Below are 22,697 nucleotides of genomic sequence, written 5' to 3'. Positions count from 1 at the left end.
CGCCTACCTATACGAAAACACCTCCGGACACGGTCCGGAGGTGTTTTGATTTGAATCCCTTGATTTTTCCGCGCTCGACTTCACATGCAGGGAACCGATCCGGGAAACACGACATGAACCAACCGCTTGCCTCCTCCGGCTGGATCCTGCTGACGACGATCATTCTCGTCGTGGCCCTCGTTCCCTTCGATCCGCACCTGTCGCAATGGGCGCAGGGCCTGCCGCAAGAAATCATCGGCTTCAACCGGGCAATCACCGATTTCGGCACCTTCGCCTGGATGATCTATACCTCCGCGACCCTGCTCCTGATCGCCTTCATCGTCAGGCGATCGTCGCGACGCAACACCGTCCGGCAGCGGGCCCGCACGGCACGCCGCCTCGGGGCCTACTTCCTGCTGACGATCGGCACGGCAAGCGTGCTGGTGCACGGGTTGAAGCTGCTGATCGGCCGCGCCCGCCCGGAGCTCTTCGCCGAATACGGGGCCTACAGCCTGACGCCCTTTACCGGCAGCGGCGCTTTCGAGAGTTTTCCATCGGGCCACTCGACGGCCGCCGGCGCCTTCTTCGGTGCCTTCGCCATGCTGACGCCGAGGCTGCGGCCGCTCTTTCTGATCTTGGCGCTGCTGATCGGCGTGTCGCGCGTCGTCGTCGGCGCCCACTATCCGAGCGATGTGGCGGCCGGCCTGCTGCTCGGCCTCTGGACCGCAATGATGGTCGCCTTTCTCTTCGCCCGCCGGGACTGGCTCTTCCGGCTCGACGCCGGCGGCTGGCCGGCACCGAAGACCGCGCGTTCCCGGTTCAAATAAAAAGCCGGCGCGGAGGCCGCGCCGGAGTCAGGAGAGCTTGTTGGAAATCGAGGAAAAGCCGCCTACCCTTGCGGCTCAGTCCATCGCGTCGATATTGCGGTCCTTGGTTTCCGGCAGGAACAGCAGGCCGATCACCAGGGTGATGCCGGCGAAGACGATCGGGTACCAGAGACCATAGTAGATATCGCCCTTTGCCGCGCTCATGGCGAAGGCCGTTGCCGGAAGCAGGCCGCCGAACCAGCCGTTGCCGATGTGATAGGGCAGCGACATGCCGGTGTAGCGGATGCGGGTCGGGAAGAGTTCGACGAGCAGAGCGGCGATCGGTCCGTAGACCATCGTCACATAGATGACGAGGACGGTCAGCACGGCAATGATCACCGTCCAGTTGACGCGAGCCGGATCGGCCACCATCGTGAATGCGCCTCCTTTGTCGATCGAATAGACCGCCATTTCGGTCGCGCTGCCGACTTCTTCCTTGGTCAGCAGTTTGTCGGCAGTCAGCTTGTCGGCCGGAACCATGGTCTTGTCGCCGGCGCGGATCGCAGCCGCGTCCAGGGCGAGCTCCGGATTGGCCGCGACGAAAGCGTCGAGCTTCGATTCTGGCACCTTTGCGGCACCACGCACCAGCGGGTAGCCGGAGGCTTGCAGCGCCATGTTGACCTGCTTGCTGAACGCAGCATCCTCGGCTTTCGCCTTGTCGCCGGCGGCGACCGCGTCATAGCTGGTGATCGTCGTCTCGCCGACCTTCACGGTCGCCGGCGTCCCCGCGGCCGCCGTGGTCACCACGTCGTAAGGCACCGAGTTCTTCGTCAGGAAGGCCGTTGCGATGTCGCACGAAGTCGTGAACTTCGCCGTGCCGGTCGGGTTGAACTGGAATTTGCAGTCCCCGGGTGCGGCGGCGACGGTAGCGCGAACACTCTGCTGTGCCTCGGCCAAAGCCGGGTTTCCGGCCCAGGTCAAGGTTTTGAACAGCGGGAAGTAGGTCAGCATGGCGAGCAGCAGGCCGGCCATGATGATCGGCTTGCGGCCGATCTTGTCGGAAAGCCAGCCGAAGAAGACGAAGAAGCCGGTGCCGAGCACGAGCGAGGCGGCAACCATCAGGTTCGCCGACTGGCCGTCGATCTTCAGGATGCTCTGCAGGAAAAACAAGGCGTAGAACTGGCCGGAATACCAGACGACGGCCTGACCGACGACGGCACCGAAGAGCGCCAGCAGCGCGACCTTGGCATTCCGCCACTGGCCGAAGGCCTCCGTCAGCGGCGCCTTCGAACCCTTGCCCTCTTCCTTCATCTTCTTGAAGGCCGGCGATTCGTTCATCTTCAGCCGAATCCAGACGGAGACGCCAAGAAGCACGCAGGACAGCAGGAAGGGTATGCGCCAGCCCCACGCGGCGAAGGCCTCCTTGCCGAGTATGAACTGCACGAACAGGATCACCACCAGCGACAGGAACAGGCCGAGCGTCGCCGTCGTCTGAATCCACGAGGTGAAATAGCCGCGACGGCCATGCGGCGCATGTTCGGCGACATAGGTTGCGGCGCCGCCATACTCACCACCGAGCGCCAGACCCTGCAGCAGGCGCAGGACGATCAGGATGATCGGCGCGGCTATACCGATCGAAGCGGCACCGGGCAGAACGCCGACCAGGAAGGTCGACAGACCCATGATCAGGATCGTGACGAGGAACGTATACTTGCGGCCGACAAGGTCCCCGATCCGGCCGAAGACGAGCGCGCCGAAGGGGCGCACCAGGAAGCCTGCGGCAAAGGCAAGCAGCGCGAAGATGTTGCGGGTCGTCTCCGGATACTGGCTGAAGAAGGTCGCGCCGATATAGACGGCGAGCGATCCATAAAGATAGAAATCATACCATTCGAAGACGGTACCGAGCGACGAGGCGAAGATGACCTTCTTCTCCTCGGCGGTCATAGGGCCGGCTTTCTTGACGCCGTCCGCTGTTGCGACATTTGCCATTTGATGATCCTCCACTTCAAAAGGCATTCCTTGAGCGCCCGTTCGATCGATCCGGCTCCTCCCCGAGGTCCGGAACGCGGTGCGCCTGAGTCGAGAGGATGTCAGAAAAGCCCTTCCCCAGGCAGGGATGCTTTCGTCCTATGACTTTCGTCTAATGTGGCGATCGGGCGCGGATTTGCCCCTCACCCTAACCCTCGCCCGCACGCGGCGTGACGACGGGGAGAGGGACCATGACGGTCGGGATCGGTTGGCCGGCCGAGCAATTCGAGGGCGCAGAGGCTCCGGCGGCTTGACTCTTGTGGAAAAGCCGGTAAGAGCAGCGGCGAACGAGGAAACGAGATGCGACCGAACAATTCGTCCATCGCTGCGCTGCACGTGCCGGCCCATGCCGGGCAGGCGTGCGCTTTCTCGCTCGCAAGCAAAACAACGGCCAAAACGACGACGAAAACCGTCTGACGTCTCTGGCCCTCCGCTCTCTCCCCGGCACGGCCGGGGACAGGACCCTCGCGGACGATCCGCGCGGCTCCGCCTCCACCAGATGAGGAGAGACAGAAAGAGAGCTTAGAACATGGGTTTCAAGATTGCAGTCGCAGGCGCCACCGGCAATGTGGGCCGGGAGATGCTGAACATCCTCTCCGAACGGGGATTTCCTGCGGACGAGGTTGTGGCGCTCGCCTCCTCGCGCTCCATCGGAACTGAAGTGTCCTACGGTGACAAGACGCTGAAGGTCTCCAACCTCGAAACCTATGACTTCTCCGACACGGATATTTGCCTGATGTCGGCCGGCGGCGCGGTATCGCTCAAGTACTCGCCGAAGATCGGCCAGCAGGGCTGCGTCGTCATCGACAATTCGTCGGCCTGGCGCTACGACGCCGAAGTGCCGCTGATCGTGCCGGAAGTGAACGCCGACGCGGTTGCCGGATTCACCAAGAAGAACATCATCGCCAATCCGAATTGCTCGACGGCGCAGCTCGTCGTCGCCCTGAAGCCGCTGCACGACCACGCGAAGATCAAGCGCGTCGTCGTCTCCACCTACCAGTCGGTCTCCGGCGCCGGCAAGGACGGCATGGACGAGCTCTTCAACCAGACGCGCGCCGTCTTCGTCGCCGATCCGATCGAGAGCAAGAAGTTCACCAAGCGCATCGCCTTCAACGTCATTCCGCACATCGACGTCTTCATGGAAGACGGCTACACCAAGGAAGAGTGGAAGGTTCTCGCCGAGACCAAGAAGATGCTCGACCCGAAGATCAAGGTGACCTGCACGGCGGTGCGCGTGCCGGTATTCATTGGCCATTCCGAATCGGTCAACATCGAATTCGAGAACGAGATCACCGCCGACGAGGCGCGCGAGATCCTGCGCGAGGCGCCGGGCTGTCTCGTCGTCGACAAGCATGAGAACGGCGGCTACGTAACGCCCTATGAATGCGCCGGCGAAGACGCGACCTATATTTCGCGCATCCGCGAGGACGCGACCGTCGAAAACGGTCTCAACATGTGGGTGGTCTCCGACAACCTGCGCAAGGGTGCGGCGCTGAATGCGGTTCAGATTGCCGAACTGCTTGTCAATCGCGGCCTGATCAAGCCGCGCAAGCAGGCGGCCTGAAGAGCCGGCGATCGCTTATTAACCCGAAACCCCGCTCGGCGACAGCGACCTTGCGGGGTTTCGCATTGACTTCGGGGCGGTGGATTCACGTGAAACATCGCCGGGGGACGAGAGCAAACGAGAGAGCCCGGGCGGGGCGGGCTTTCAAGTCAACCATTCGGGCTTTGACGGGGTATACCATGCACATGGCAAGGTGCGCAGTAACGGGGCTTGCAGCCCTCATCTCAACGGCATTTCTTCCCGCGGCCGCTTCTGCGGCGCAATGCGGCAACGGCGCCGGGGGCTTTTCCGCCTGGGTCGCCGAGTTCAAGCGCGAGGCGGCCGGCAACGGCATCAGGCCATCGGTGCTCGATCAGGCTCTCGCCAATGTTTCCTACAGCCGGGCGACGATCCGTGCCGACCGCGGCCAGAAAAGCTTCAAGCTGTCGCTCGACCAGTTCATGCAGAAGCGCGGCGGCCAGGCGATCATCTCGCGCGGCCGGAAAATGCGCGCCCAGAACGCCGCGCTTTTCGAAAGCATCCAGCAGCGCTACGGCGTGCCGGCCGGCCCGCTGATCGCCATCTGGGGCATGGAGACCGGCTTCGGCTCCTTCATGGGCAAGGAGCACACGCTCTCCGCCGTCTCGACGCTCGCCTATGATTGCCGCCGCTCCGCCTATTTCACCGACCAGCTCTATGCCGCGCTTCAGCTCGTCGAACGGGGCGATCTGAGCCCCACCGCCCGCGGCGCTGCCCATGGCGAAATCGGTCAGACGCAGTTCCTGCCGCTGAACGTCTTGAAATTCGGCGTGGATGGCGACGGCAACGGCCATATCGACATGGTGCGCTCGAAAGCCGACGCGCTGGCCTCGACCGCAAACTTCCTGCGCGGCCACGGCTGGCAGCCGGGTGGCGGCTACCAGCCGGGCCAGGTGAACTACGCGGCGATCCAGGGCTGGAACGCCGCAAGCGTCTACCAGCAGGCGATCGCCATCATCGGCGCCGAGATCGACGGCGACTGATCAGAAACAGCCACGCTTGAATTGCCCTCATCCGCCTGCCGGCACCTTCTCCCCGCTTGCGGGGAGAAGGGACTTTGCTGCAACCTCTGCGCCCCTTTCCTGAAGGATCGCGGTGCTGTTCTGCGGATCGCTCAAGCAGATTTCTGAACAGGCATCGGCCGTTCCGCCAGTCCCTTCTCCCCGCCTGCGGGAAGGGACTGGCGGCAGACCGGATGATGGGCGAACCCATATGTCTGTCAGTGTCGCGTCACGTTCCCGGGCGGGTGAAATCGCCGGTCTTCGCGTCCATCACCCAGAGCTCGCCGGTCGAAATGTCGAACCAGGCGCCGTGAAGCTGCAGTTTTCCCTTCGCCTCGAGGACCTGCACGCAAGGAAAAGTCCGGAGATTGGCGATCGAATTGCGGATCGATACGCGCTCGAGCGCGCGCTGGCGTTCGGCCGGCGTCATCACCTCGTTGCTCTGGATCTGCTCCGCGGCGGGCTTCAAGAGATTCATCCAGCGGCCGATGAAATCGCCGGGCGAGAGCGGTTCCGCATCCGGATCGAGGGCCGCCTTGATGCCGCCGCAGCGGCCGTGACCCATGACGACGATATCGCTGACACGCAGCGACTGGACCGCGAATTCCAGGGCCGCCGAGGTTGAGTGATAGTGCCCGTCCGGCTCATAGGGCGGCATCAGATTGGCAACGTTGCGGATGACGAAGAGCTCGCCCGGGCCGCAGTCGAAGATCGTTTCGGGGGCCGCACGCGAATCGCAGCAGGCGATGAGCATCGTCCGCGGCTTCTGCCCCGTTTCTGCTAGTGTCTTGTAGCGTTGCTGATGTTCGCTGAACCGGCCGCTCATGAAGTTGCGATAGCCGTTCAGAAGATGTTCCGGGAAACGCTGCATATCCGTCGGTTACCTCGCTGCGATCGTCAGATCAATCCATTATGAGCAGTTTCTTTATTTCGGCCGCACCTGGCTCGGATGCAACAGCCGGCGCATCTGCACCATCGCCATCGGCGTCGCCAGGCTCGAAGCATCCTGCTCGAGCGTCAATTCGTCGGCGCCGCGCTTGCGGCTGCGCGCGATGATCTCGAACACGCTGGCGGTGGCCATCTGCAGCGCCCGCTCCTCGGAAAGCCCCTGAAGAAGTCGGGCCAGGAAAACGGCCGAAAGCAGGTCTCCGGTGCCGTTCGGCGGGTCGTCGATCAGCCGATGCTCAGCAAGCAGCGCATGGCGGCCGGAGAGATAGAGATTGCCGGTGCCGCCGCTCATCATGGGGATCGCCGAAGTCACCAGCACCTGCGGCGGCCCAAGACCAAGTGCTGCGTCGAGAATCGTCGCATTGGTCTCGAGTGCTGCGCCCGCAAGCCAGGCAAGCTCGAATCGGTTCGGCGTCGCGAGCGTCGCCAGCGGCAGCAGCCGGTCGCGGATGGCGGCGGCAATCTCGACCGGCACGTAAAGGCCGTTCACATCGCCGATCACCGGGTCGCAGGCGTAGAAAAGGTCTGGATTGCGGCCCCTGAGCACCGTCACCAGCCGGGCGACGCCCTCGGCCTGAGCAGGCGAACCCAGGTAGCCGGAGAGGACGGCGCGCACCTCGCCCGCCCAGCGGGCGCTGGCGAGATCGTCGATGACGGACCGAAAATCCGCGTCCGGCATCACCACCCGCGTCGAACGGCCATGACCGGGATGCCAGGGAAGAATGATGGTCGGCAGCGCCCACACACGATGCCCGAGCGTCTCCAGTGCGAACACGGCGGCGCGATTGCCGACGGTGCCGCGAACCACGTGGCTGGAGATGACGATGACGGCGCCTGGCGCGGCGTGCATTTCGGACATCGGGGCAAGACCATCCTTCGATTCGAAGCGTGATCGCCCGACTGTCGCCGCCTTGTCAACAGGCAGTCGCTCGGGACGATTTTGAAGCCTTGCGGGGTTTTGTTCGTTTTCATCGTTTTTCTGGAAATTTTTGCGAAATCACCCCGGATTTAAATGGATTTAGGTCGATTCGGCGTGAATTTCTTCAAAAACCGGCTCGATTTCGCCCAAATTCGTTTAAAAAACCATCGCCATTGACCATGGTTCTGATAGGGTCAACTATCATTTTTGGGGGAGCGAGTTCATGGGCGTGAAGCATAATCCGAAACGGGACCGTCACATCGATGCGGCCCGTGCGGCAGTGACCAAGATCGGTGCCGAAACTCTGCCGCCGGAAATCCTCTTCAGCGGCGCGAGCAACGACGACCTTGATCTCTATTCGCCGGACATGCTGGCGCTGACCGCCGCCCATGCGCGCAAGGAACTGGCCCGCTGGGACGGCGGCAGACCGCAGGTGTCGGTCGAGACGGTGCCGGGCGTGGCGCCGGGTGGAACGGAAGTTTCGATCATCGCCGTCACCGAACGCAACATGCCTTTCCTCTACGACTCCGTCATGGGCGAGGTGACGAGCACCCATCGCGACATCCACCTGGCGATCCACCCCATTCTGGTTAGGGAGCCGGGCCAGCCCGCCAAATTGTTCGACCCGGACGAGGGAAGCGACCCCGCCCACCGCGTCAGCCACATCCAGATCCATCTGAGCAAACTGACGCCGCTCGAGGAGCGGTCGCTGAGCAAGCGCATCAGCGACGTGCTGGAGCAGGTTCATCAGGCGGTACACGACTGGCCGGCGATGACCGCTCTCCTCGATCAGGCCATGCGGGAACTGGAAGATTACAGCGCCTCCCGCAAGAAGAGCGACCGCGACGAGGCCCTCGCCTTCCTTCGCTGGCTAAGGGACAATAATTTCACCTTCCTCGGAATGCGCGAATACACCTATTCCGGAAAGGGCGAGAAAGCGAGCGTCGAGCGCGGCAAGGGGCGCGGCCTCGGCATCCTCTCCAATCCCGAGGTCCGCGTTCTCAGGCAGGGCAAGGATGCGGTTCTGACGACGCCGGAGATCCTGGCCTTCCTCGAAGGTCCCGACTTCCTGATCGTTACCAAGGCCAATGTGAAGTCGGTCGTCCACCGCCGGGCCTATATGGATTATATAGGCGTCAAGCGCTTCGACGCCGATGGCAACGTCGTTGGCGAGCTGCGCATCGTCGGCCTCTTCACCTCGACCGCCTATACGAGGCAGGCGGCGGAAATTCCGCTGTTGCGGCACAAGATCGAGAAGATCATCGATCACTTCGGCTACGATCCGCAGAGTCACTCCGGCAAGATGCTGGCCAATACGCTCGAAGCCTATCCGCGCGACGATCTCTTCCAGATCGACATCGGCCTGCTCGCCGCCTTCTCGGAGCAGATCAACGAGCTTGGCGACCGGCCGCGGGTGCGCGTGCTGCCGCGCATCGACCACTTCGACCGCTTCGTCTCGGTCATCGTCTTCGTGCCGCGCGAGCAATATGATTCGGCTGTCCGCGAAAAGATCGGCGACTACCTGAAGACCGCCTATGACGGCCGCGTCTCCGCCTATTACCCCGCCTTCCCGGAAGGAGGCCTGGCGCGCGTCCATTTCATCATCGGGCGCTCGGGCGGCAGGACGCCGCGCGTCCCGCAGGCGAAGCTCGAGGAAGCCGTCCGCGCCATCGTCACCCGCTGGACCGACCGCTTCAACCTGTTCGCCCGCAAGGACGGTGTCGAGCTCGTGGTCGGCGAAGCCTATCAGGCCGCCTTTACGCCGGCCGAGGCCTATGCGGATCTCACCGGGATAGCCGCCTGCAAGGCGGACGATCCGATCCGCATCTCCTTCTATCACCGGGACCGGGAGAGCCCCGACGCGCTGGAACTAAAGATCTTCCACGCCGAGACGCCGGTCTCACTGTCCCGCCGCGTGCCGCTCCTCGAAAATCTCGGCTTCCGCGTCATCAGCGAGCAGACCCACGATATCGGCGTGCGCGCCCCCGGGCAGGAGCCGCGCGAGGTCGTGCTGCACGACATGGAGCTCATTCACCGCGACGGCCACTCGGTCAATCTAGCCAAGACCGGCGCCGCCCTGGAGGAAGCCTTCCTTGCGGCCTGGAACGGCACGATCGAGGATGACAACTTCAACCGGCTGGTGCTGCTCGCCGGGCTCACCGCCCGTGAAGTGACGGTGCTGCGCGCCTATTCGCGCTATTTGCGCCAGGCGGGAATTACCTATTCGCAAGGCTACATCGCCGATACGCTGAACAAATATCCGGCGATCGCCGCCGATATCTTCCGGCTGTTCTCGACGCGGCTCGATCCGACGGTGGACGCCAAGGCGCGCTCGAAGAAAGAGAGCGTGCTGCTTGCGACGATCGAGGAAGCGCTCGCTGCCGTGCCGAGCCTCGACGAGGACCGGATCCTGCGCCGCTACGTCAACGTCATCCAGTCGACGCTCCGGACCAATTATTTCCAGCAGGATGCCGAGGGCAGGCCGCGCGCCGTGCTCGCCTTCAAGCTTGATCCGAAACAGCTCGAAGGCCTGCCGGAACCGCGACCCTTCCGCGAAATCTTCGTCTACGGCACCGAAGTCGAAGGCGTGCACCTGCGCTTCGGCAAGGTGGCGCGTGGCGGGCTGCGCTGGTCCGACCGGGCTCAGGACTATCGGACCGAGGTGCTCGGCCTCGTCAAGGCGCAGCAGGTCAAGAACGCCGTCATCGTTCCGGTCGGCGCCAAGGGCGGCTTCTATCCGAAGCAGCTCCCCATTGGCGGCAGCCGCGACGAGGTCTTCAAGGCCGGAACCGAAGCCTACAAGACCTATATTCGCACGCTGCTCTCGGTGACCGACAACATCGTCGGCCAAGAGGTCGTGCCGCCGAAGGACACGCTTCGGCTAGACGGCGACGACCCCTATTTCGTCGTCGCGGCCGACAAGGGTACCGCGACCTTCTCGGACACGGCGAACGGGCTGGCGCAGGAGGCCGGCTTCTGGCTCGACGACGCCTTCGCTTCGGGCGGCTCGGCCGGTTACGACCACAAGAAGATGGGCATCACGGCGCGCGGCGCCTGGGAAGCCGTCAAGCGGCATTTCCGCGAGATGGACATCGACATCCAGACGACGCCCTTCACGGTCGCCGGCGTCGGCGACATGTCGGGAGACGTCTTCGGCAACGGCATGTTGCTTTCGGAGAAGATCCGGCTGATTGCCGCCTTCGACCACCGCGACATCTTCATCGACCCGAATCCGGATACCGATCTCTCCTTTGCCGAGCGCAAGCGCATGTTCGCGCTGCCGCGTTCGAGCTGGCAGGACTATGACCGCAAGACGCTCTCGCCGGGAGCAATGATCATCTCGCGCGCCGAGAAGCTGGTGACTCTGACGCCGGAGGCAATGGCGGCGATTGGCATAGACAAGCAGAAGGCGACGCCGTTCGAGATCATGAACGCCATCCTGAAGAGCCAGGTCGACCTGTTGTGGTTCGGCGGCATCGGCACCTATGTGCGCGGCAGCAACGAAACGGACGCCGAGGTCGGCGACCGCGCCAACGATCCGATCCGCGTCACGGCGGAAGAGGTGCGTGCGCGGGTCATCGGCGAAGGCGCCAATCTCGGCGTTACCCAGAGGGGACGCATCGGCTTCTCGCTTGCCGGCGGGCGCTGCAATTCCGATGCGATCGACAATTCGGCCGGCGTCAATTCCTCCGACGTTGAGGTCAATATCAAGATCGCACTCGCCTCGGCGATGCGCGACGGCCGGCTGACCCGGCCGAAGCGCAACACGCTGCTCGCCGCGATGACCGAAGAGGTCGGGCATCTCGTGCTGCGCAACAACTATCAGCAGTCGTTGGCGATCTCGCTCACCGAATTGCAGGGCCTCGGCAACCGCACGCCGCTGGCGCGGCTGATGGCGCGGCTCGAGACCGACGGGCACCTCAACCGCAAGGTGGAAACCCTGCCGACGGAACTGGCGATGGCCGAACGCTACCAGGCGGGCAAGCCGCTGACCCGCCCGGAAATCGGCGTGCTGCTCTCCTATGCGAAGCTGGTGCTGTTCGAAGAGCTGATCCAGAGCGAGCTGCCGGACGACCCCTATTTCACCGCGACCCTCGAGCGCTACTTCCCGGCGAAGATGCGCAAGCCCTATGCCGGGGACATCCACGGTCACCGGCTGCGCCGCGAGATCATAGCGACGGTGCTCGCCAACGAGACGATCAATCGCGGCGGCCCCGCTTTCGTCTCGACGCTCACGGATGCGACCGGCTTCCTTTCCGCCGATGTCGTCAAGGCCGCAGTGCTGGCGCTCGACGGCTTCGACCTGCCGCGGATCTATAGCGAGATCGATGCGCTCGACAACAGGGTCAGCGGCCAGGTGCAGAACCGGCTCTACCAGGAGGTCGGCCGCATCTTCGCGCTGGTCGCCGAGCGGGCTTTGCGCACCCGAGCGTCCGAAGGCCCCGTTGCCGACGCCGTTCAGCGGCTGCGCGAGGGGCTGCAGAAGCTGCGCGGCACGATGCGTGCGGCGATTTCGAGCGGAAGCGCCGAGGAGGCGCGCCTGAAGGCGGCGGGCTTCATCGAAAGCGGCGTGCCGGCCAAGCTTGCCGAAGAGATCACCGAACTGTCGCTGATGACCCTGGTCCCCGAGATCATGCAGATCGCCACGGTGACCGGCGAGCCGCTCAACCGCACGGCTCAGGGCTACTTCGCCGTGACCGAGACGTTCCGGGTCAACCGGTTGCTGGCGGCGGCCGACCGGGTACCGGCCACCGAACAGTTCGAGGCGATGGCGCTGACACGGGCCGTTGCCGACATCGCCACCGCACGGCGCGACATCACCGTCGCCGCCCTCGTTGAACAGAAGAAGGAACGCAATCCGGTTCTCGCCTGGCAGGAACAGGATCGTGAGCGCGTGTCGCGCGCCGGCGACCAGTTGAAGCTGCTGACCGAAAAGGGCGAGACGACGCTGGCCAAGATCACGGTCGCCGCAGGTCTCCTCAGCGATCTTGCACGCGGCAGGGCGAAATGACACAGTCCGTCGGGGCCGCCGGCCAGGAGGATTGATTCCGTTCCCGGTTCGAGCGTGTTTTCAACGCTTTGACCCTGCGCTCCGCTGAAGGGCGCAGGGGGTCGGTTCCGGGAGGGGAGATTGGACATCGCAGCCGCACAGGCGCAGCAACAGCCGAAAACCACGCGCCTCGGCATTGCCGGCTGGATGCTGTTCGACTGGGCCGCCCAACCTTTCTTCACCGTCATCACCACCTTCATCTTTGCGCCCTATTTCGTTTCCCGGCTAACGACGGATCACACCGCCGGCCAGGCGATCTGGGGCTATACGCTGACGGTCTCCGGTATCGTCATCGCCGTGCTGTCGCCGGTCCTCGGTGCCATCGCCGATGCGACCGGACCCCGCAAGCCGTGGATCGGCTTTTTTGCCGCCATCAAGATCGCCTCGCTCGCCATGCTCTGGTTCGCGGTGCCTGGTTCGCCGCTGATCTACCCGGCGCTCTTCCTGGCGCTCGCAACGGTCGCCGCCGAGTTTTCGATCGTCTTCAACGATTCGATGATGCCCCTCCTGGTCAGCGAGAAGCACGTCGGTAGAATCTCCAACATCGCGTGGGGAATGGGCTATCTCGGGGGCATGATCGTGCTGATCGGCGTCGTTGCGCTGCTCGCCGGGAATCCGGCTACCGGCAAGACGGCGCTCGGGCTCGATCCGCTTTTCGGGCTCGACCCGGCCAAGGGCGAGGACGCCCGCATCACCGGCCCGATCTCGGCGCTCTGGTACCTCGTCTTCATCCTGCCGATGTTCCTCTTCACCCCGGATGCGGGCAAGGCGACGACGTCTCTGAAGGAGGCGACGGCTCGCGGCCTCACGGAACTCAAGGGCACGCTCGGGGAACTGAAAGAGAGGGCAGGGATCCTGCGCTTCCTGATCGCCCGCATGATTTTCCAGGATGGCGTCAACGGTCTGCTGGCGCTCGGCGGCACCTTCGCCGCCGGCATGTTCGGCTGGCAGACGATGGAACTCGGCCTCTATGGCATCATCCTCAACGTCGTCGCGATCGGCGGCTGCCTCTATGCGAGCCGGCTGGACACGCGGCTCGGCTCGAAGACCATCGTCGTCGCCAGCCTCGTTTGCCTGACCATTGCGACGCTCGGCATCGTCTCGACGGGTCCCAGTTTCACACTGTTCGGGCTGGTCCCGCTGCCGACGGCGGACTCGAGCGGCTTATTCGGCACCGCCGCCGAGAAGGCCTATATCCTCTACGGCCTGCTGGTCGGCATCGCCTTCGGTCCGGTCCAGGCCTCGTCGCGATCCTATCTCGCCCGCAGCGTCTCACCCGACGAGGCCGGGCGCTATTTCGGGCTCTACGCGCTGTCCGGCCGCGCCACCTCGTTCCTGGCGCCTGCCTCGGTTGCGACGATCACCGTAGCGACCGGTTCGGCGCGAATCGGCATGATGGCGCTGGTCGCCTTCCTCGCCGTCGGCCTCATGCTGCTGTTGCGCACGCCCTATCCGGCCCGCCGGCCGGGATAAACGGGCGCACGGGCGAGATTGGCGTTGCGCTCGGGAAGAGGTATGCGCTGACCTTTCGGGCTGCGACGAGGTGAGGCGCGAGCGGCTTTATGCCGCCCGCATCCCACTCCATCGTCATCCTCGGGCTTGACCCGAGGATCCATTCATGGGCCGCCAAAGTTCAGTGAGCGCTGCAGCTCGGCGCCGCGCTGCTGGTGCTTCATGGCCTGCGCCTAGATCCTCGGGTCAAGCCCGAGGATGACGAACGAGAAGAGACTCAGCACCCACAGGTGTGCGCCACTGACATGACGGAACGCGCCTAACTGCTTAATGCCGGAAGTGCCGCATCCCGGTAAACACCATCGCGACATTGTGCTCATTGGCGGCGGCAATGACCTCGTCGTCGCGCATCGAGCCACCCGGCTGGATGACGGCGGTGGCGCCGGCGGCGATCGCCGACAGCAGACCGTCGGCGAAAGGCAGAAAGGCCTCCGAAGCGACCGCCGAACCGCGCGTCAGCGGCGCCGCAAGGCCGAGCGCCTTGGCCGCTTCCTCGGCCTTGATGGCGGCGATGCGAGCCGAATCGACGCGGCTCATCTGGCCGGCGCCGATCCCGGCCGTCTGGCCGTCCTTCGCATAGACGACGGCGTTCGACTTGACGTGCTTCGCCACCTTGAAGGCGAACTTCATGTCGTCGAGCTCCTGCGCCGACGGCGCGCGCCTGGTGACGACCTTGAGTTCGAGATCCTCGACCATGCCGTTGTCGCGCGTCTGAACGAGCAACCCGCCGGCGACCGTCTTGGCGGTCAGCCCGGGCGTGCGCGGATCCGGCAAGCCGCCTGCCGCCAGCAGCCTGAGGTTCGGCTTGCGGGCGATGATCGCCTTGGCCTCGTCGCTGACCGACGGCGCGATGATCACCTCGGTGAAAAGCTTGACGATCTCTTCGGCCGTTTCGGCGTCGAGCTGCTGGTTGAGCGCGATGATGCCGCCAAAGGCCGAAGTCGAATCGCAGGCGAGCGCCCGGCGATAGGCTTCGGCGAGCGACGGCGCGGTGGCGACGCCACAGGGATTGGCATGCTTGATGATCGCACAGGCCGGCGCCTTTTCCGGCAGGAACTCCGCCACCAGCTCGAAGGCGGCGTCCGTGTCGTTGATGTTGTTGTAGGAAAGCTGCTTGCCCTGCAGCAGCGTCGCGGTCGCGACCCCCGGCCGCTTCTCGCCAGTGACGTAGAAGCCCGCCTTCTGATGCGGGTTCTCGCCGTAGCGCATCTCTTCCTTGAGCACGCCGCCGATGACCCGATGGCGCGGCATGGCGAAATCGAGCGCCTCGGCGAACCAGTTTGAGATCGCCGCGTCATAGGCAGCCGTCCTGGCATAGGCCTTGGCGGCCATTTTCTGCCGGAAGGCGTAGCGCGTCGTGCCGTCGGCGATTTCCTCGAGCAGCGCCGAATAGTCGGACGGGTCGGTGACGATCGTCACATAGGCATGGTTCTTGGCCGATGCGCGGATCATCGCCGGTCCGCCGATGTCGATATTCTCAACCGTGGTCGGATAGTCGCCACCCTCGGCGCGGACTTCCTCGAACGGATAGAGATTGATGACGACGAGATCGATCGCGGTTATCCCATGCGCGTCCATCGCCGCCTTGTGGTCCGCGTCGTCGCGGATGGCGAGCAGGCCGCCGTGGACGCCGGGATGAAGCGTCTTGACGCGGCCATCCATGACTTCCGGAAAGCCGGTCAATTCGGAAACGTCGCTGACCGGAAGGCCGGCCCCCGCCAGCGCCTTGTGCGTGCCGCCGGTCGAGACCAGCCTTACGCCCTTTTCATTGAGGGCGCGGGCGAGGTCGACGATACCCGCCTTGTCGGAGACGGAGAGGAGGGCGGTTTGGATCCGGACCTCGTCCGGAGCCGGGATTTTCTTGGAGGCGACAGCCATCAACCATGCTCCTTTGGCAGCGCCGGACGCTTGGAAAGAGGGGTGCCGGCGATTGGAATGGCTGCCCGTTAGCACAGCTTGCCGACGGAAGGAACCTTCGCAGCCGCGGAGGTCGAAAATAGGCTTGGTCCTACCCCTCGCGGGTCAGCGTCCACTGGATTTCCGGCTGCGCCGCAACCGCGAAGGTCACGGTGATCTGCGACGAGGCGCGCACGCCGGACGGATCGGCGAAGAAGACGTCCTCCTCGATCGCCAGGTCTCCATCCCGGCAGGCAAAGAGCCAGGCCTCGCCGTCCGGCGCGCTCAGATAGATCTCGCTCTTGCTGCTTTGCCGCAGCCCGATCGCCGGATGGATGTGAAAACGGGCGACAGCCATCGCGCTGTCGGACGCCTCCGGATCGCTGCCGTTTTCCCGCGAAAGCCGGTCGCGCCCGCGGATCAGCCGGCCGCCGTTCAGAATGCCGACGTCGCGCTCGTGGATGAGGCCGAAGGCGGCGAGATAGCCGTCATGGCTCGCCTTGACGGATTCGATTCGGCCCGGCTCGTCGTTTCGCTCCGTCTCGACCTGCGATACGCCGCTCACCATGATTGCGCCGAGAAAGCGCGATTGCGAAAAGCGCGAGGAGGAGGTGTCGTTCACCGTCACCGTCGAGTGGGCGGCGGTGGCGCGGGCCATCTGCCGGAATCGTTCGCCGGCGAACTTCGGCGCGCCGGAATTGACGATGAGGCGGTTTCGCCCCGACGACATCTCGAAGGAGAGGCAGCCGGCATGGGCGCTGCGCGACAGATCGACCGACAGGGGTCGGCCCGTGTCTACGATGACCACCGTCTCGCCGAGCGAGAGCCGCTCGAAACTGATGTGCGGCAGCGACCGGAACGGCTCGCCCGCGGTCTCGTCGTAGCGCAGCACCGAAGCAAGCTCGTGTGCCGGCACCGAGGTTGCGCCGTTGAAGAGCGCCAGTTCGCCGCTCTGATGCCGGAAGAACCGAAGCGCCGGGTACATCCGGTCGATGCCGGAAATCAGCCGCGACGGCACGTCGTGACCGAGATTGACATAGGTCTGGCGCAACGGCAGCAGGTCGAGCAGCAGTTCGAGTCCGGCGCGGGGATTGCGGGAGAAGTGGCCGCCATCCGCGAGGATCTGCCGGTCGAGTTCGAGGTCCAGACCGCGCGCCGCCCGGCGCAGCACCGAAGGCGAGACCGGCATTGACACGGACGCCATTGCCAGCGCGATGCGAACCCTGAGCCGCGCCTCGCCCTCCGGTACCGTTCCGGCGACGTGGCGAAGATAGCGGACCTGATAGGTGAGGCTTTTCAGGAAGCGGCGATAGAAGCCATGCTCTGCGTTGCGCAGCACCACCGGCGAATGCGACAGCCAGGCGATGACCCGCTGCGCGATCACATCCGCTTCCCAGGAGATGCCGCCGATGTTGCGGCCATGCGTGCCCATCCAGTCGTCGACGATCTGACGGAGCCTCGCAAAGCCCGCTTCATCGCGGACGGCGCGCATGTGGCGCAGCCAGTCGAAGGCATGCAGCCGATTGGCAAATTCGTGCGACGGCAGATCGATCTCGAACGGCGATTCACCTTCGGTGTCGAGCACCCGGCCGGCGAGCGGATAGCGGCCCTGAAGGATTTCCTCCGCTACAAAGGGGTCGATGGCTCTGAGATCGGTCGGCGCGACGATAAGCCTGTCCGGGGTTGACCTGGAAAAACGCAGGGCCGCCAGCCGCCCAAGCGAAATCCGCCGCGCAAGGCGGCGCCAGCCTTCGCGCAGATACAGGTAAAGCAGCCTTCGTCTAGCGGAAAACAGCATCGGCGCCTGCAGGTTTGTTGATGGCCGCGACGGAACCTTCGAAGCGCTTGATGAGCACCTGTCGGGATTGCGCCAGAATCGCTTTCATGGGCCGGAATGGTGCCGGAAGGAAGATTAAATTTCTATCAATTTGCCGCCATTGATAGGCAGACGGTTCTGAAGCGTCAATCGTCGCTGCCCAGGGATCGGCGCAGCACAGCCGCGTAGAAGCCGTCGAGCCCGCCGGAAAAGGGGGGCTCGAGCGGCAGCATCGCCGGTGTCGTGCGGAACTCGCCGAGCGCGGTGATCGCCGCCTCGAGCCCCGGCCAATCGGACGGGGCGATCGGCACGCGCTCGCAAAGTCCGTCGCCTAGAACGCGTTCAACGACCTCTTCGCCTTCGCGCGGGTCCAGCGAGCAATTGGAAAAGACCACGATGCTGCCGGGCTTAACGAGCCTCAACGCATGCCGCAGCAGCCGCTCCTGGAGGCGGGCGAGCTTTTCCACATCCTCGGGCCCTTTCGTCCAGAGCACGTCCGGGTGACGCCGGGTGGTGCCGGTAGACGAGCAAGGGGCATCGAGAAGGGCGGCATCGAAGAGCTCCTCCGGGCGGAAATTCGCCATGTCGATCTCTTTCGTCCGGGCTTCGAGGCCGAGCCGTTCGAGATTGGCCTTCAGCCGCCGCAACCGGCTGGACGACTGGTCGAGCGCCGTCACCTGCGCCCCGGCAAGAACGAGTTGGGCCGTCTTGCCGCCTGGTGCCGCGCAGAGATCAACCACCGTCTTGCCGGAAAGATCGTCGAAGAGGCGCGCCGGGATCGAGGCGGCGGCATCCTGCACCCACCACGTGCCTTCCGCAAAGCCCTGCAAGGACGGGATCGCCCCGGAAAACTCACCGAGCCGAACGGAGCCGGTCGGCAGCACCATGCCGCCAAGGCGCCCGGCCCACCCGGCGGCGTCGGACTTTACCGTCAGGTCGATCGCCGCTGGAACGAGTTGCGCTTCCGAGATGCCTTCCGCCTGGGCTTGGCCGTAATGAGCGACCAGGCGCTCATAGAACCAGGCCGGAATGGCCGGCACGGCATTCACCGTCTCGAGGATCGCCTCCTTCTCGCGCGAAAGCCGCCGGAGCACCGCGTTGACGAGGCTGGCGAAGCGGCGATTCCGCGGATCGGCCTGCGCCTGCTCGACGGCAAGGTCGACGGCGGAATGATCCGGGATGTCGAGATAAAGGATCTGCGCTGCTGCGACCGTCAGCACGTGTTCGAGCGCGCGGGCGCCATCCGGCAGGGGGGTCTGGATCAGCGAGTCGATCGCAGCGCGGACCCGCGGCAGGTGCCGGAGCGCCGAATTGAGGATGGCGCGCACCAGCGCCCGGTCGGCATCGTTGAGCTCGCGATAGGCCGGATTGCCGTGCTCCTGGTCGAGCATGCCGTCGAGCGGCGTCTTGCGGTCGATCACCGCCGCCAGGATCTTGGCGGCCGCCTGGCGGCTTTTCAGCCCCGGCTTAAAAACGGCGCCGGCAGCATCGGGCCGCTGACCGGGCTTCTGGAACGGCTTGCTTCGGCGGGCTCGTTTCGGATGTGAATCGTTTTGTCTGTCTTCGGGCATCAGGACCAGGGGCCTTTCGGCGGTTCGGAACCACCGCGACCCCAGCCGGTTCTCGGGACAGAGCGCGATTTGCGCACCGCATTATCAGGGCGAGCCGGCGGCGTCGAGCCCGCCGACATCTCGCCTGCCATCCGCTCGAGCGCGGCGACGCGGTTTTCGGTGTTCGGATGCGTCGAGAAGAGGTTGTCCATGCGCTCGCCCGAAAGCGGATTAATGATGAACATGTGCGCCGTCGCCGGATTGCGCTCCGCGTCTTGGTTGTGAATGACATGGGCAGCGCCGGCGATCTTCCGGAGCGCCGAGGCGAGCCAGAGAGGATTGCCGCAGATCTCGGCGCCGCGCCGGTCGGCGGAGTATTCGCGCGTGCGGCTGATCGCCATCTGCACCAGCATGGCCGCTAGCGGAGCGACGATCATCGCGATCAGGACACCGATAAACCCGAGAGGATTGTTGTTCTCGCGGTTGCCGCCGAAGAAGAAGGCGAAATTGCCGAGCATCGAAATGGCACCGGCGAGCGTCGCCGTCAGGGTCATCGTCAAAGTGTCGCGGTATTGGATATGCGCGAGCTCATGCGCCATGACGCCGGCCACCTCCTCATAGGAGAGCGACTGCAGCAGGCCGGTGGAGGCGGCGACCGCGGCATTCTGCGGGTTGCGGCCGGTGGCGAAGGCGTTCGGCTGCGGGCTATCGATGACGTAGACGCGCGGCATCGGCAGACCGGCATTCTGCGCCAGGTCGCGCACGATGCCGTAATATTCCGGCGCACTGCGCTCGTCGACCTCCTGGGCCCGATACATCCTGAGCACCATGCGGTCGGAATTCCAGTAGGAGAAGAAGTTCATGCCCGCGGCCATGACCAGGGCGATCATCATGCCGCCCCTGCCGCCAATGACATAGCCGACAGCCATGAACAGGACGGTCATGAAGGCAAGCAGCATTGCGGTGCGCACGAGGTTCATGGATCAGACTCCAGGCACTCAGGTCGTTTTCGTTCACCTCGGAGCAGGCTGCCCCGAACTGCTCAAACGTTTCACGTGAATCAGGGTTCCCGCTTCGACGGAAGCGACTTATATGATGGGGACGAGGCCCCCGTTCTTCAATATCCTAAGGCTGATCCGACTCGCACATGCAGAACGACAACGACAATTCACCCGATCGGCCCAAGCGGCCGCTGTCACCCGCGGCCCTCCGCGCGCTCCAGGAAGCGGACGAGCGACGCCGCACCGAGGAGAAAAAGGAAGCGCCGGCAGAAATCGGCGGCCGCGGCGGGCTGGATCCGTCCCGTTTCGGCGATTGGGAAATCAAGGGCCGGGCGATCGATTTCTAAGGCGATTATCGTTTCGACAGCGAATCGATGATGCTTTCCCGAGCACAACTCGCTCGACCCTGCGGCACATTACGCTGGGAATTCGGCTGGTGCAGTGGCGTAACGCCCCTCATCCCGCTGCCGCGACCTTCTCCCCGCAAGCGGGGAGAAGGAGGATGGGGCACGGCCTTAGTCCCCTCTCCTCGCGAGCGGGAAGAGGGTAGGGTGAGGGGCAAAAGGCTCAATCAACCTTAAACTCACCTCACGCCCGGTTCTGCCGATTGGCGATCAGGTCGTCGACAACCGCCGGGTCGGCGAGCGTCGAGGTATCGCCGAGCGAGCCGAAATCGTCCTCGGCGATCTTGCGGAGAATCCGGCGCATGATCTTGCCCGAGCGCGTTTTCGGCAGGCCGGGCGCGAACTGAATCTTGTCCGGCGTGGCGATCGGCCCGATCTCCGAGCGGACATGCTTGACCAGTTCCTGGCGCAGTTCGTCGCTGCCGGCCTCGCCCGCCATCAGCGACACGTAGCAATAGATGCCCTGGCCCTTGATCGGGTGCGGATAGCCGACAACCGCGGCTTCCGAGACGAGGTGATGCGAGACGAGCGCCGATTCGACCTCGGCCGTGCCGAGGCGGTGGCCGGAGACGTTCAAGACGTCATCGACGCGGCCGGTGATCCAGTAATAGCCGTCCTCGTCGCGGCGGCAGCCGTCGCCGGTGAAGTATTTGCCCTTGTAGGTCGAGAAATAGGTCTGGATGAAGCGCTCGTGGTCGCCATAGACGGTGCGCATCTGCCCCGGCCAGCTGTCGATGATGCAGAGATTGCCGTCCGCCGGTCCGTCGATCACCTTGCCCTCATTGTCGACGATCTGCGGCTTGACGCCGAAGAAGGGCCGTGTCGCCGAGCCGGGCTTCAGATCGGTGGCGCCCGGCAGCGGCGTGATCAGGATGCCGCCGGTCTCCGTCTGCCACCAGGTGTCGACGATCGGCGAACGCTCCTCGCCGACAACATGGTAGTACCATTCCCAGGCTTCCGGATTGATCGGTTCGCCGACGGTTCCGAGCAGGCGCAACGACGAGCGCGACGAGCGTTTGACGAAATCGTCGCCGGCGCCCATCAGCGAGCGGATCGCCGTCGGTGCCGTATAGAAGATGTTGACCTTGTGCTTGTCGACGACCTCCCAGAAGCGGCCGGCATCCGGGAAGTTCGGCACGCCCTCGAACATCAGCGTCGTCGCGGCGTTGGCGAGCGGCCCGTAGACGATATAGGAATGGCCGGTTACCCAGCCGACATCGGCCGTGCACCAGTAGATATCGCCGTCGTGATAATCGAAGACATATTGGTGGGTCATCGAGGCATAGACGAGATAGCCGCCGGTCGTGTGCAGCACCCCCTTGGGCTTGCCGGTGGAGCCGGACGTATAGAGGATGAACAGCGGCTCTTCGGCGCTCATCTTCTCCGGCGGGCAATGTGGCTCGGCGGTTGCGGTTTCCTGGTGGTACCAGAGATCGCGGCCAGGCGCCCAGCCGACCTTGCCGCCAGTGCGGCGCACCACCAGCACCTTGTTGACCATCACATGCTGGCGGGCAGCGATGTCGATCGCCTTGTCGGTGTTTTCCTTGAGCGGCACCGGCTTGCCGCCGCGCAAGCCCTCGTCGCAGGTGATGACGAAGGTCGATTCGCAGTCGACGATGCGGCCGGCGAGCGCCTCCGGCGAGAAGCCGCCGAAAACGACCGAGTGGATGGCGCCGATGCGGGTGCAGGCGAGCATCGCAAAGGCCGCTTCCGGGATCATGGGCATGTAGATGGTGACGCGGTCGCCTTTTTGGACGCCATGCTTCTTCAGCACGTTGGCAAGACGGCAAACCCTGTCGTAAAGCTCGTTATAGGTGATCTTCTTGTCGAGGTATGGATTGTCGCCTTCCCAGATGATCGCCGTCTTGTCGCCATGCGTCTTCAGATGGCGATCGATGCAATTGTAGGAGACGTTGGTGAGGCCGTCTTCGAACCACTTGATCGAAACGTCGCCCTCGAAGGACGTATTCTTGACCTTGGTATAGGGCTGGAACCAGTCGATCCGCTTGCCATGCTCGCCCCAGAACGTCTCCGGATCGGCAATGCTCTGCTCATACCATTTCAGATAGGTCGCGTTGTCGATGAGCGTGCGATTCTTGGCCGCTTCCAGGACCGGATGGGTCTTGACGTCCATGTTTTCCTCCCTGCGCATTGCTGCTGGATCACGATGCTTGGGGCCGGGTCTGCCCAGACCGCCAGCAGGAT

14 protein-coding genes are annotated in these 22,697 nt (G+C 64.2%); 6 read left to right on the top strand and 8 right to left on the bottom strand.

The features are described from left to right. Positions 1–113: 113 nt before the first annotated feature. Entirely contained in the window at positions 114–806 is a 693-nt protein-coding gene (locus CO656_RS12895; protein WP_097526041.1) for a phosphatase PAP2 family protein, read from the top strand. A 75-nt stretch (positions 807–881) separates the two neighbouring features. Here CO656_RS12895 and CO656_RS12890 read toward each other — a convergent pair whose 3' ends face one another. Beyond that, a complete protein-coding gene (locus CO656_RS12890) occupies positions 882–2,774 on the bottom strand; it encodes an MFS transporter (RefSeq protein WP_037390440.1) in 1,893 nt (630 codons plus the stop codon). A 568-nt stretch (positions 2,775–3,342) separates the two neighbouring features. Here CO656_RS12890 and CO656_RS12885 point away from each other — a divergent pair. Next, positions 3,343–4,377: an aspartate-semialdehyde dehydrogenase gene (locus tag CO656_RS12885; RefSeq protein WP_037418364.1), complete on the top strand. Its 1,035-nt coding sequence runs from the start codon at positions 3,343–3,345 to the stop codon at positions 4,375–4,377. A 179-nt stretch (positions 4,378–4,556) separates the two neighbouring features. Next, positions 4,557–5,378: a lytic transglycosylase domain-containing protein gene (locus tag CO656_RS12880; protein WP_037418366.1), complete on the top strand. Its 822-nt coding sequence runs from the start codon at positions 4,557–4,559 to the stop codon at positions 5,376–5,378. A gap of 247 nt (positions 5,379–5,625) precedes the next feature. Here CO656_RS12880 and CO656_RS12875 read toward each other — a convergent pair whose 3' ends face one another. Beyond that, positions 5,626–6,267: a carbonic anhydrase gene (locus CO656_RS12875; protein WP_097526039.1), complete on the bottom strand. Its 642-nt coding sequence runs from the start codon at positions 6,265–6,267 to the stop codon at positions 5,626–5,628. Between the two features lie 54 nt (positions 6,268–6,321). Further along, positions 6,322–7,203, bottom strand: coding sequence for a pyridoxal kinase PdxY (gene pdxY / locus CO656_RS12870; RefSeq protein WP_097526037.1), 882 nt, complete (start codon positions 7,201–7,203; stop codon positions 6,322–6,324). 283 nt (positions 7,204–7,486) lie between these two features. Here pdxY and CO656_RS12865 point away from each other — a divergent pair, with 283 nt between their 5' ends. After that, complete coding sequence (locus CO656_RS12865) at positions 7,487–12,274, top strand: NAD-glutamate dehydrogenase (RefSeq protein ID WP_097526036.1); 4,788 nt, start codon at positions 7,487–7,489, stop codon at positions 12,272–12,274. Between the two features lie 120 nt (positions 12,275–12,394). Next, complete coding sequence (locus CO656_RS12860) at positions 12,395–13,786, top strand: MFS transporter (protein WP_037418382.1); 1,392 nt, start codon at positions 12,395–12,397, stop codon at positions 13,784–13,786. Positions 13,787–14,092: 306 nt separating this feature from the next. Here CO656_RS12860 and purH read toward each other — a convergent pair whose 3' ends face one another. The 4 genes from purH to htpX form a co-directional block, all read right to left on the bottom strand. Further along, a complete protein-coding gene (purH, locus tag CO656_RS12855; protein ID WP_097526035.1) occupies positions 14,093–15,703 on the bottom strand; it encodes a bifunctional phosphoribosylaminoimidazolecarboxamide formyltransferase/IMP cyclohydrolase in 1,611 nt (536 codons plus the stop codon). A gap of 130 nt (positions 15,704–15,833) precedes the next feature. After that, positions 15,834–17,519 (bottom strand): heparinase II/III family protein, encoded by a 1,686-nt coding sequence (locus CO656_RS12850; protein WP_037418386.1) that lies wholly within the window; start codon positions 17,517–17,519, stop codon positions 15,834–15,836. Between the two features lie 164 nt (positions 17,520–17,683). Next, positions 17,684–19,108 (bottom strand): RsmB/NOP family class I SAM-dependent RNA methyltransferase, encoded by a 1,425-nt coding sequence (locus tag CO656_RS12845; RefSeq protein ID WP_097526034.1) that lies wholly within the window; start codon positions 19,106–19,108, stop codon positions 17,684–17,686. Continuing rightward, complete coding sequence (gene htpX / locus CO656_RS12840) at positions 19,108–20,067, bottom strand: zinc metalloprotease HtpX (RefSeq protein WP_037418391.1); 960 nt, start codon at positions 20,065–20,067, stop codon at positions 19,108–19,110. Before htpX ends, CO656_RS12845 begins: the two co-directional genes overlap by 1 nt. A 167-nt stretch (positions 20,068–20,234) precedes the next feature. Here htpX and CO656_RS12835 point away from each other — a divergent pair, with 167 nt between their 5' ends. Then, entirely contained in the window at positions 20,235–20,435 is a 201-nt protein-coding gene (locus tag CO656_RS12835; RefSeq protein ID WP_097526032.1) for a DUF1674 domain-containing protein, read from the top strand. 241 nt (positions 20,436–20,676) lie between these two features. Here CO656_RS12835 and acs read toward each other — a convergent pair whose 3' ends face one another. Further along, entirely contained in the window at positions 20,677–22,626 is a 1,950-nt protein-coding gene (gene acs, locus CO656_RS12830; RefSeq protein WP_037418396.1) for an acetate--CoA ligase, read from the bottom strand. Positions 22,627–22,697: the final 71 nt, after the last annotated feature.

Origin of the sequence: Sinorhizobium sp. FG01 (assembly GCF_002531875.1) — a bacterium.
GTDB lineage: Bacteria > Pseudomonadota > Alphaproteobacteria > Rhizobiales > Rhizobiaceae > Sinorhizobium > Sinorhizobium fredii_C.
The sequence above is the reverse complement of the archived record's forward strand: the minus strand, read 5'-3'. Positions and strand labels throughout refer to the sequence as shown.